The organism is Nonomuraea sp. NPDC051191, from assembly GCF_044455665.1.
GTDB lineage: Bacteria > Actinomycetota > Actinomycetes > Streptosporangiales > Streptosporangiaceae > Nonomuraea.
On the sequence record NZ_JBITEZ010000003.1, the window covers coordinates 457,778 to 469,032 of the forward strand.

The 11,255-nt window shown below is 73.0% G+C and carries 10 protein-coding genes; 6 read left to right on the plus strand and 4 right to left on the minus strand.

The genetic code is table 11. The features are described 5' to 3' along the window. The first annotated feature begins 172 nt into the window (after positions 1-172). On the plus strand, positions 173-799 hold the full coding sequence (locus ACIA8R_RS10650) for a DUF2306 domain-containing protein (protein WP_397037817.1): 627 nt from the start codon (positions 173-175) through the stop codon (positions 797-799). Here the strand turns inward: ACIA8R_RS10650 and ACIA8R_RS10655 are convergent. From ACIA8R_RS10655 to ACIA8R_RS10665, 3 genes are all read right to left on the minus strand, one after another. Further along, complete coding sequence (locus ACIA8R_RS10655; protein ID WP_364085124.1) at positions 772-1,449, minus strand: response regulator transcription factor; 678 nt, start codon at positions 1,447-1,449, stop codon at positions 772-774. The genes ACIA8R_RS10650 and ACIA8R_RS10655 overlap by 28 nt on opposite strands. 86 nt (positions 1,450-1,535) lie before the next feature. Next, positions 1,536-2,663, minus strand: coding sequence for a sensor histidine kinase (locus tag ACIA8R_RS10660; protein WP_397037819.1), 1,128 nt, complete (start codon positions 2,661-2,663; stop codon positions 1,536-1,538). 193 nt (positions 2,664-2,856) lie between these two features. Continuing rightward, positions 2,857-4,074 (minus strand): ROK family protein, encoded by a 1,218-nt coding sequence (locus ACIA8R_RS10665; RefSeq protein WP_397037821.1) that lies wholly within the window; start codon positions 4,072-4,074, stop codon positions 2,857-2,859. Positions 4,075-4,174: 100 nt separating this feature from the next. On the opposite strand from ACIA8R_RS10665, the gene ACIA8R_RS10670 reads away from it, so the two are divergent. The 4 genes from ACIA8R_RS10670 to ACIA8R_RS10685 are packed head-to-tail and all read left to right on the plus strand — an operon-like array spanning position 4,175 to position 8,015. After that, positions 4,175-5,278, plus strand: coding sequence for a sugar ABC transporter substrate-binding protein (locus tag ACIA8R_RS10670; protein ID WP_397037823.1), 1,104 nt, complete (start codon positions 4,175-4,177; stop codon positions 5,276-5,278). After that, positions 5,279-5,998 (plus strand): ATP-binding cassette domain-containing protein, encoded by a 720-nt coding sequence (locus ACIA8R_RS10675; RefSeq protein WP_357697595.1) that lies wholly within the window; start codon positions 5,279-5,281, stop codon positions 5,996-5,998. After that, the gene (locus ACIA8R_RS10680; RefSeq protein WP_397037825.1) at positions 5,995-7,158 is read left to right on the plus strand and encodes a sugar ABC transporter permease; all 1,164 of its coding nucleotides are present in this window, start codon (positions 5,995-5,997) and stop codon (positions 7,156-7,158) included. The genes ACIA8R_RS10675 and ACIA8R_RS10680 overlap by 4 nt, the downstream gene beginning before the upstream one ends. After that, positions 7,155-8,015 carry an ROK family protein gene (locus ACIA8R_RS10685; RefSeq protein WP_397037827.1) on the plus strand — a complete coding sequence of 287 codons (861 nt, stop codon included), beginning with the start codon at positions 7,155-7,157 and terminating at the stop codon, positions 8,013-8,015. The genes ACIA8R_RS10680 and ACIA8R_RS10685 overlap by 4 nt, the downstream gene beginning before the upstream one ends. A gap of 490 nt (positions 8,016-8,505) precedes the next feature. On the opposite strand, the gene serA is transcribed toward ACIA8R_RS10685, so the two are convergent. Further along, the gene (gene serA / locus ACIA8R_RS10690) at positions 8,506-10,095 is read right to left on the minus strand and encodes a phosphoglycerate dehydrogenase (RefSeq protein WP_357697589.1); all 1,590 of its coding nucleotides are present in this window, start codon (positions 10,093-10,095) and stop codon (positions 8,506-8,508) included. A gap of 297 nt (positions 10,096-10,392) precedes the next feature. Here serA and ACIA8R_RS10695 point away from each other — a divergent pair, with 297 nt between their 5' ends. Continuing rightward, positions 10,393-11,217, plus strand: coding sequence for a hypothetical protein (locus ACIA8R_RS10695; protein WP_357697587.1), 825 nt, complete (start codon positions 10,393-10,395; stop codon positions 11,215-11,217). The last annotated feature ends 38 nt before the right edge of the window (positions 11,218-11,255 follow it).

Genomic DNA, 11,255 nt, shown 5'->3' on the forward strand with positions numbered 1-11,255 from the left:
CCTCCCTCGTGGATGTGCCGTCAGTGTGGGCGCGACCTGCGCGGACCCTCAACGGTCGAAAGGCGACGGCTCGATGGCCGAAAGTACGACGGCCCGTCCCGCCGATGGTGCGAACAGGGAGGGGCCGTCCGCGCGATGACCCGGCACGGCCGCGGCCGTCACGCTCTTCCCCATGAGATGGATCGCACCTGCCGGGCTGCTCACGCTCAGCGTCGTCCCCCTGGTCGCCGGCGCCCTCCGGGTGACCGAGCTGGCCTCCGGCGCCGCCGTCACGGCCGACAACGCGCGGTTCTTCGCCATGCCCCTGCCGGTGCTGCTGCACATCCCGGCGTCGCTGGCGTTCTGCGTCCTCGGCACGTTCCAGTTCCAGGCCGGGTTCCGGGCCCGGAGGCCCGGGTGGCACCGGGTGGCTGGGCGGGCGCTGGTGGCGTCCGGGCTGGTCGCGGCGCTGTCAGGGCTGTGGCTGACGCTCTTCTCCGACCTTCCGGCGGGCGACGGCACGCTGCTGGCCGCCTTCCGGCTGCTGTTCGGGACGGCCATGGCCGCCTGCCTCCTGCTCGGCCTGGCCGCGATCCGGCGGCGCGACGTCGCCCGGCATCGGGCCTGGATGGCGCGCGGGTACGCGATCGGGCTCGGCGCGGGCACGCAGGCGTTCACCCTGGCGTTCGGGCTGGCCGCCTTCGGGCCACCCGGCGAGCTGGGCCGGGCGCTGCTCGTCGGCGCGGGCTGGGTGATCAACCTGGCGGTGGCCGAGTCGGTCGTCCGCCGGGGTCAGGTGCGTACGCGGTCGGTCTCGTAGGCCCACATGGCGATCTCGACGCGGTTGCGCACGCCGAGCTTGGTCATCAGGCTCGCGACGTGGCTCTTGACCGTGCTGAGCGAGATGTGCAGCTCGGCGGCGATCTCGCTGTTGGTCCGGCCGCGGGCCACCGCGCGCAGGATCTCCTCCTCGCGGCCGGTGAGCGCCTCGACCGGCTGCGCGGGCGCCTCGGTACGCCCGGCCCCGGCGAACGCGGCCAGCAGACGCGCGGTCACGCTCGGGGCGATGAGCGCCTCGCCGCCGGCCGCCGCGGTCACCGCCTGGGCGAGCAGCGCTGGGCCGGCGTCCTTGAGCAGGAAGCCCCTGGCTCCGGCGCGGAGGGCGGCGTAGACGTACTCGTCGAGGTCGAAGGTGGTGATCACGACCACCGCCATGGGGTCGGCGACGTCGGGCCCGGCCAGCTGCCGGGTGGCCGCGATGCCGTCGAGGCCGGGCATGCGGATGTCGAACAGGCACACGTCGGGACGCAGGCGGCGGGCCAGCTCGACGGCCCGCCTGCCGTCGCCGGCCTCGCCGACGACCTCGATGCCGGGCTGGGCGTCGAGGATCATCCTGAGCCCGGTGCGGGCGATCTCCTGGTCGTCGGCGACGAGCACCCGGATGGCCCCCGCCTCCCGCTGCTCGGTCACGCGGGCTTCCCCTGGTCGGTCACGCGGCCTCCCGTCGGTCGGTCATGCGGCTTCCCCTGCTCGGTCATGCGGCTGCCGCTGGTCGGTCATGCGGCTTCCCTGGGCAGGACGGCGGTGACCGTCCAGCCCCGGTTGGGGTTGGGGCCCGCCTCGCAGGTGCCGCCGAGCAGGGCGGCGCGTTCGATCATGCCGATGAGACCGTAACCGGGGGCGGCGACGCCACCGGCGCGGTCGCCGTCGTCGCTCACGGTCAGGCGGACGGAGGCGTCGTCGGCGGTGACGCGGACGGTGATGTGGGTGGCGTGGCGGGCGTGCCGCCGGGCGTTGGTGATCGACTCCTGGGCGATGCGGTAGAGCGCGGCGCCCGCCGACGGCGGCAGGTCACCGAGCCCGTCCGCGACCTCCACCTCGACGGCCGGGCCGACCCGCGGGCGGCCGGCGAGCTGCCGCAGGTCGTCGAGGTGGCGGCCCGGGGCCAGCTCCGCCGGCTCGTTCCTGCGCAGCACCCGGACCATGGCCCGCATCTCGGCGAGCGTGCGCGACGCCTCGGCCTCGATCACCCGCAGCGCGTCGGTGGCCGCGCCCGGCTCGGAGGCGGCGGTGGCCAGGCCCGCCTGGGCGCGGATGGCCATGGCCGAGACGTGGTGGGCGACGGTGTCGTGCAGGTCGCGGGCGAGCTGTTCGCGTTCGAGCAGCTTGACCTGGTCGAGCTCGCGCAGCCGCGCGCCGGCCCGGTACCGGAAGGCGCTGCCCAGCCCGACGGTCGCGACCAGCACGCCCAGCGCCGGGACGACGTCGCCGATCGCCATGCGGCCGGAGGCCAGCGACAGGCCGACCGCGACGAGCCCCGCCGCCATCCCGATCCCGGCCTCGCGCCCCGAACCCCACCGGAACAGCGCGTAGAGCACGATCGTCACGAAGACCAGCGTGTACGTCTCCACCGGCTCGCCGCCGGTCAGCAGCGGGGCCAGGGTGGTGACGCCGAAGACGAGCGCGACCATGAGCAGCGGCCTGGTCCGGCGCCACAGCAGCGTGGGGATCAGCGCGACGGTGACGGCCGTCGAGACCACCGGCCACCGGAGGTCGGGCCGCAGGACGCCCTCGATCACCGCGGCCGGCACGAGCGCCGCGACGAGCGCCCAGTCGCGCCACACCCGCACCGGCGGGCCAGGGGGACGAGGCTCGCGCCACACGGAACGAAGGAGGCCGGCCACCCCCACATCGTAAAGGCGCCCCCCACCCCCCGCAGAGCCCAAACCCCCACCAAAGCACGCAAGGCGCGCCCCCCAGACCCGCACCGCCCGAAGGCGCGCCACCCGAACGCGCCGCCCCCGTAGCCTCCGGGGGTCCGGGGCCGGGGCCGGGGAGCCCGGGGGTCCGAGGGGCCGGGGCCCGAGGGGCCGGGGGTCAGTGTCTGCGGGCGTCGAAGATGAGGTCCCAGGCGCGGGACTTGGCGTGGGCGACCGCGCCCAGCAGGACGCCGCTGTCGCCGAGCACGCTGGCCACCACCCGCGGACGCAGCGGCCCGAGCTCGGCGATGCGGCGCTCGACGGACGCGCCCAGCAGGTCGAGGTTGCGGCCCACTCCCCCGCTCAGCACGATCACCTCCGGGTCCAGCACGGCGGCCACCGCCACCAGCAGCCCGCCGATGCGCCGGCCCTCGGCCTCCACCACCGACCTGGCCGCCTCGTTCCCGTCGGCGGCGGCGGCGAAGACCTCCCTGGCCGTCTCCAGCTCCAGCCCTGCCGCCCGCGCGGCGCGCACGACACCCGGGGCGGAGGTGACGGCCTCGGTGGCCCCGTGCGCGAACGCGTCGGCACCCTGGGCGAACGAGTCCCCGCCCGCCACGAAGGAGTCGGCGCTCTGCGCGGCGGTGACCGGTTCTTCGGCGGCGGGGACGTAGGAGACCTCCCCGGCCGCCCCCCGCGCCCCCACGTACAGCTCGCCGTTGATCACGATGCCCATGCCGACGCCCGTGCCGATGGACACCAGGGCGAAGTTGGCCTTGCCGCGGCCGGCCCCGTGGGCGTGTTCGCCGACGGCGGCCAGGTTGATGTCGTTCTCGATGACGAGCTCGACGCCGAGGGCCGCGCGCAGCCGGTCGGCCAGGTCCGGCGGGCCGGGCAGGTTGGGGGCGAAGTCGAGGCCGCCGCGGACGGGGTCGTACACGCCGGGCGAGCCGACCACCGCGCAGGTGATCGTGCGCCACTCGACCTCCGCCTCGCGGGCCGCCGCCCTGGCCAGCTCGCCCACCAGCCCGGCCAGCTCGGCCGAGGTACGGGCCGTGTTGCGCCCGTCGGTACGCCCCGCGAACGTGCCGCGCAGGTCGGCCACGGCCACCCGGATCCAGTCGCGGCCGATGTCGATCCCGGCGACGTGGGTGGAGGCGGCGTTCATGTCGTAGAGCGAGGACACCGGGCCGGGCCGCCCGGACACCTCCCCGACCAGGTGGACCAGGCCGTCCTCCGCCAGCCCGGCCAGGGCGGCCGAGACCGTGGGCTTGGACAGGCCGGTGCTCTTGGCCAGGTCGGCGCGCGAGGCCGGGCCGTGCTCGTGGAGCTGGTCGAGCAGGCGGCGCTCGTTGAGCACCCGCAGCAGCCGTGGATTGGCCAGGTCGCGTCGCATGTCCGGCCTCCCTCCGAGGTGCACTCTAGCCAACTCGCCTGATAGTAAACTACCTTTCTTACCAAGCGGGGGCGGGCATCTTCTGAGAGGACGAAGTGCGATGCACCGAGCTTGGCGACTCATCCCCGCGGCGGCGGTCCTGCTGGCCGCCGCCTGCGGGAACAGCACCACCGGCACGACCACCACCACGCAGGCCACCACGCAGACCGACACGGCGCGACAGGGCGGGACGATCGCCCTGTTCCTCCCCGAATCCAAGACCACCCGGTACGAAGCCTTCGACCGTCCCCTGTTCGAGGCCAAGGTCAAGGCGTTGTGCCCCGGCTGCAAGGTGATCTACGGCAACGCCGAGCAGGACGCGGCCAAGCAGCAGCAACAGGTCGAGGCCGCGCTCACCCAGGACGCCGACGTGCTCGTCCTGGACGCCGTGGACGCCAACGCGGTGGCGCCCCTGGTCAACCAGGCCAGGCAGAAGAAGGTCCCCGTGGTCGCCTACGACCGTCTGATCTCGGGGATCGACTACGCCTACTACGTCTCGTTCAACAACGTACGGGTGGGCGAGATGCAGGGCCAGGCGCTGCTCGACGCCATGAACGCCAAGGGCACCACGGCCAAGGGGCAGATCGTGATGATCCACGGCTCGCCCACCGACCCGAGCTCGGCCGACTACAAGAAGGGCGCCAAGAACGTCCTGGACGGCAAGGTCAAGGTCGGCAGGGAGTTCGACACCCCCGACTGGAGCCCCGACAAGGCGCAGCAGCAGATGGAGCAGGCGATCACCGCCCTCGGCCGGGACGACATCGTGGGCGTGCTGTCGGCCAACGACGGGATGGCGGGCGGCGCGATCGCGGCCATGAAGCGCGCCGGCTACAAGGAGCTGCCGCCCATCACCGGGCAGGACGCGGAACTGGCCGCCGTGCAGCGCATCCTCACCGGCGAGCAGTACATGACCATCTACCTGGACATCAGGACGGAGGCGGAGAAGGCCGCCGAGCTGGCCGTCGCCCTGACCAAGGGCGAGCAGCCCGCCGCCACCTCCAAGGTGAACAACGGCACCGCCGACATCCCGGCCTTCCTCCTCGACCCGATCGCGGTCACCGCCGACAAGATCAAGGACACCATCGTGAAGGACGGGTTCTACAAGGCCGAGCAGATCTGCACGGCCGAGGTCAAGGCCGCCTGCGCGAAGGCGGGCATCGAGTAGATGATCGCGGCGACCGGGATCTCCAAACGGTACGGAGCGGTGCGGGCGCTCGACGGGGCAGGGCTGGACCTGCGTCCCGGCGAGGTCGTGGCGCTCATGGGCGACAACGGGGCGGGCAAGTCGACGCTGGTCAAGACCATCTCCGGCGCGGTCGTGCCGGACGAGGGCCAGATCACCGTGGACGGCGTGCCGGTGCGCGTCGCCACCCCGCACGACGCGCAGGCGCTCGGTATCTCGACCGTCTACCAGGATCTCGCGCTCTGCGAGAACCTCGACGTCGTGGCCAACCTGTTCCTCGGGGCCGAACGCCGCCGCTGGTCGGTGCTGCGTCACCTGAGCATGGAACGCGCGACCCGCGACCTGCTGGCCCAGCTCGACGTGCGCATCGGCGACATCAGGGTGCCGGTGTCGATGTTGTCGGGCGGCCAGCGGCAGTCGGTGGCCATCGCCAGGGCGCTGCTCGGCGAGCCCCGGCTGGTCATCCTGGACGAGCCGACCGCCGCGCTCGGCGTCGAGCAGACGGCGCAGGTGCTCGCGCTGATCCGGCGGCTGCGCGAGCGCGGGCTCGCGGTGCTGGTCATCTCGCACAACCTCGCCGACGTGCGCGAGGTGAGCGACCGGGTGGTGGTGCTGCGCCTCGGGCGCAACGCCGGTGAGTTCCGTACGGCCGACGCCTCCCGCGAGGAGATCGTGGCCGCGATCACAGGAGCGGGCGAATGACGGCGATGCCGATCGCGGTGACCGGACGGCTGCGCCAGGGAGAGGTCGGCGCCTGGCCGGTGGTCGGCGGACTGGTGGCGATCACGATCGTGTTCAGCACGCTCAACGACCGTTTCCTGTCGCCCGAGAACCTCACCAACCTCGTCCTCCAGATGGCCGCCACGGGCACGATCGCGCTCGGCCTCATCATGGTGCTGCTGCTCGGCGAGATCGACCTGTCGGCCGGCTCGGTCAGCGGCCTGTGCGCCACGATCATGACGATCGTCCACGTCAAGCAGGGCTGGAACGCGCTGCTCGCCATCCTGCTCGCGCTGGCGGCCGGGGCGGCGATCGGGCTGCTGCACGGGCTCATGCTGACCAAGCTGCGGATGCCGTCGTTCGTGGTCACGCTGGCCGGGCTGATGGGCTGGCTCGGGCTGCTGCTCTACCTGCTGCGCGAGGGCGGGACGATCAACCTGCCGTTCAACGGGTTCGTCTCCGGGCTGAGCGACACCTGGCTGCCGGGCTGGCTGTCCTGGGCGCTGGTGATCGGGCTGGCCGGCGGGCACGCCGGGATCGCCACGCTGGCCAGGCGGGCGCGGCTGGCCGCCGGGCTGCCCGTGGCGCCGGCGTGGCAGGTCCCCGTGTCGTCGGGCGGGCTGGCGGTCGTGCTCGGCGCGGCGGTGGCGGTCATGTCGGCCGACCGGGGCGTGCCGCTGCTGCTGGTGCTCTTCGGCGCGCTGGTCGTCCTGCTGGACCTGGTGCTGCGGCACACCGCCTTCGGCCGCCACCTGTACGCCGTCGGCGGCAACGCCGAGGCCGCCAGGCGCGCGGGCATCAACGTGACCAGGATCAGGATCCTGGCGTTCGTGCTGGCCTCCACGTTGGCGGCGGCCGGCGGCGTGCTGGCGGCCAGCCGGCTGTCGGCGGTCAACCAGGGGTCGGGCGGGAGCGACATCCTGCTCATGGCCATCGCGACGGCGGTCATCGGCGGCACGTCGCTGTTCGGCGGCCGGGGCCGCGCCTACGCCGCGCTGCTCGGGGTGCTGGTCATCCAGTCGATCACCAACGGCATGTACCTGCTGAGCGTGGACTCCTCCGTGCGGTTCATGGTGACGGCCGGCGTGCTGGCCCTGGCGGTGGCGATCGACTCGCTGGCCCGCAGGGGCGCCGCGCGATGAGCCGGGTCCTGGGCATCGACGTCGGCGGCACCAAGGTCGCGATCGGGGTGTCGGGCTCCGACGGGCCCGTGGTCGCCGGTCGCACCCGGCTGGAGACCGGGCCGGACACGCTCGTCCGGGCCCTGGCCGCGGCCCGCGTCCTGGACGGGCGGCCGGCCGCGGTCGGCTTCTCGACCTGCGGGGTGATCAGGGACGGCGTGGTGCGCCTGGCCCCGAACGTCCCCGGTTGGGAGGGGCTGGAGCTGCCCAGGCTGCTGCGGGAGGAGTTCGGCGCCACGCCGGTGGCCATCGACAACGACGTGAACGCGGCGGCGGCGGCCGAGCTGCGGTGGGGCGCGCTGCGCGGCGTCTCCACGGGCGTCTACCTCAACCTCGGCACCGGCCTGGCGGCGGCCCTGGTGGTCGGCGGCCGGGTGGTGGCCGGGGCGCACGGCGCGGCCGGCGAGATCGGCTACCTCCAGGTCACGCCGGGGCAGGCGGCCTTCGCCGACGGGCGGGTGCCGCTGGAGGAGCTGGTCTCCGGCGCGGGGCTGGCGGCCAGGGGCGGCGCGCTGCTCGGCCGCGCGACCACGGCGGAGGAGGTGCTCGCCGCACGTTCCGGGCCGCTGGCGGAGCTGGTGGAGGAGACGCTGCGGGTGCTGACCATGACCGTGGCGAACCTGTGCGTCACGCTCGACCCGGAGCGGCTGGTCGTGGGCGGCGGCATGATGGGCGCGGCCGGGCTGATCGTGCCCAGGCTGGCCTGCGAGGTGCGGCGCGCCGTGCCGTTCCCGCCGGAGATCCGGCCCGGCCGGTTCACGGACGACGCGCCGCTGCTCGGCGCGCTCGCCCTGGCCCACGCCGCGGCGCGGGCCTGAGGGCGGGCGCTACCGGGCCGAGTTCTGGGGCGCGCCGCCGTTGTCCCTGCGGTCCAGGGCGGTCTGCAGGGCCTCGGCGGCCTCGTTCTCGTTCTCTTCGGTACGGTTCCAGGCATACATCTCGTACATGTCGCTCATCTCGTTTCGCGGGCGCATTCCAAAGGGGGGGCGTCGGACCCCGGTCGCGAATCCGACCGGGCCTGCTCTCGCGGGTCCGGGTCACGGACCGGGCGAAGGAAAAGGGACTGACCGGCCGACGACGTCACCACTCACCGCGGCGGGTCGTCGGCCTGCCCTAACAGGCCCCGCCGCGGCAGGTAATGAGTACGAGCACCTGGCGCATTTCCATCCACGGTACCCGGCGGCGGTTTGGCTGTCTCGTTGGATGTCCTACTATCTCGCATTCTGAGACAAGAAAAGGCCGCCACCCGGAACGGTCCAGGTGACGGCCTTCCCCCAGATCTGGGGGTCGGTCCCGCGGCGGCGGAGGTCAGTCCTCCAGGTCGACCGAACGGCCGCTCTCGGCGCCGATCTCGGCCGCGATCTGGTCGATCACGGCGGCCGGGATGGCCGAGTCGACGGTCAGCGCGATCAGCGCCTTGCCGCCCTTGACGTCACGGGCCACCTGCATCGAGGCGATGTTCACGGCGGCCTCGCCGAGCAGCCGGCCGACCACGCCCACGATGCCCGGACGGTCGGTGTAGGTGAAGAACGACAGGTGGGCCGTCGGCTCGATCTCCATCTCGTAGCCGTTGACCTCGACGATCTTCGTGATCTGCCGGGGGCCGGACAGCGTGCCGGAGACCGAGACGTGCCGGCCGTCGGCGAGCACGCCGCGCAGGGTCACCACGTTGCGCCAGTCGGGGCTCTCGGAGCTGGTCACCAGCTCCACGCTGATGCCCCGCTCCTTGGCCAGCAGCGGCGCGTTGACGTACGTGACCTGCTCCTCGATCACGTCGGCGAACACGCCCTTGAGCGCGGCCAGCTCGATGACCCGCACGTCCTGGGAGGCGATCTCGCCGCGGACCTCGACGTCGAGCTTGGTGGCGACCTCGCCGGCCAGGGCGGTGAAGACCCGGCCCAGCTTCTCGGCCAGCGGCAGGCCCGGCTTGACGTCCTCGGCCACCGCGCCACCCTGGACGTTGACCGCGTCGGGCACGAACTCGCCCGCCAGCGCCAGCTTCACGCTCCGCGCGACCTGCGTGCCGGCCTTCTCCTGGGCCTCGTGCGTGGAGGCGCCGAGGTGCGGCGTGGCGACGACCTGGTCCAGCTCGAACAGGGGGCTGTCGGTGCACGGCTCCTTGGCGAACACGTCGAGGCCGGCGCCCGCGACGCGGCCCTCCTTGATCGCCGAGTAGAGCGCGGCCTCGTCCACGATGCCGCCGCGGGCCACGTTGATGATCCGCACGGACGGCTTGACCTCGTGCAGCTCCTTGTCGCCGATGAGCCCGAGGGTCTCCTTCGACTTCGGCAGGTGCACGGTGATGAAGTCGGCCTGCTTGAGCACCTCTTCGAGGCTGAGCAGCTTGACGCCCATCTGCGCGGCGCGGGCCGGCGGCAGGTAGGGGTCGTAGGCGATCAGCTCGACGCCGAACGGCTGGAGCCGCTGGGCCACGAGCTGGCCGATCTTGCCGAGGCCGAGGATGCCGACGACCTTCTCGTCCAGCTCGACGCCGGTGTACTTGGAGCGCTTCCACTCGCCGTTCTTCAGCGCGGCGTGGGCCTGGGCCGTGTTGCGGGCGCTGGCCAGGATGAGCGCGATGGTCTGCTCGGCGGCGCTGGTGATGTTGGAGGTCGGCGCGTTGACGACCATGACACCGGCCTTGGTGGCGGCCTCGACGTCGACGTTGTCGAGGCCGACGCCGGCGCGGGCGACCACGCGCAGCTTCGGCGCGGCGGCGATGGCCTCGGCGTCGACCTGCGTGGCGGAGCGCACGATCAGGGCGTCCACGTCGGCGAGGGCGGGCAGAAGCTGGGAACGGTCCGCTCCGTCGGTGTGGCGGACCTCGAAATCGGCGCCGAGCACGGCGAGGCCGGCCTCGGACAGCTCCTCTGCGACCAGAACGACGGGCTTGTTCACAGGCGTGGATCCTTAGGGGCATGCGGCGGGCTGGAGGGACACGTCGATGGGTCCCTCGGATCTCTCTGAGTCTATCCGCGCTTGTGAACGCGTTCACGAGGGACCCACGATTTGAGACGACCCGCCCGGCGTCACGGGCTCCCGGACGCGGCTCCGGCTACCCCCGTCGCGGCAAAGTCATCCACTTCGCATACATCTTTGTCTTGATCGGGAGATTTATTCGCCATTAGCCTGATAAGCCGTGGCCGACTACCTATGGTTCGTCATATGAGCATCGGGAATCCTGCGCTTGCCGACGTGCTCGCACAGCATGGCACGCCCCATCGCCTGCTGGCGGCCCTCGCCGACGGTGGAGTCCTGGTGGCAGTGCGACCAGATCGATCGGTCGTCCTTGGGACGACCCAGGCGGGTGACCGGGTTCTGCTCGGTTACACCAGCCCTACGACCTATGCCCGGCACCGAGGCAGCCATTCCCTCTCGGTGTGCGACGCCGACACCATCCTGGACATCCAGCGCGTCACCGGCGTGCGGGAGATCGTGATCGACGCCGCCGGCCCCGCAGCCGCGGCCGTGCCCATCGACGATCTCCAGCGCTTCCTCACCGGTACGCGCTCGGGGCACACGCCCGTACTGTCGGGGGCGGTGCCCGCCGCCTACGCGACGGGCGCGATGGCCACCGTCTCGCGCGTGCCCGCGATGGCGCAGGCGGCCCCGCCGACGCCGCAGGCGCCCGCGCTGCCGTGGGTGCCCGCGCCCCGGCCCCACCTGTCGGGGCCGATGCAGCAGGTGGACCCCGGCTACCGCCGGTGCACGCACCCGATCCTGCCGGCGCTGCGGCAGGCCATCGCGCAACTGCTGGCGGACTTCCCGCTCGTGCACCACGTGTGGATCTCCGAGGCCGGCACCGCGTCCGGGGCGACCGGGATCATGCTGCACGTGAAGGTGCACATGTCGGCCGCCGAGGACGTCGTCCGCGACCTGCACCGGCTGGTCCGCGCCCGCCTGCCGCAGTTCGCGGCCAGCGGCGCGCCGATCCTCATGGCCAGAGTCGCCGACGCGCGCAGCGAGCGCCGGATGATCGAGATCGGCGCGCACGTGGTGTGCGCCAACGTCCGGGAGTAGCCGCCGTTCTGGAGTGGCCGCCGGTGGGGCCCGGGAAA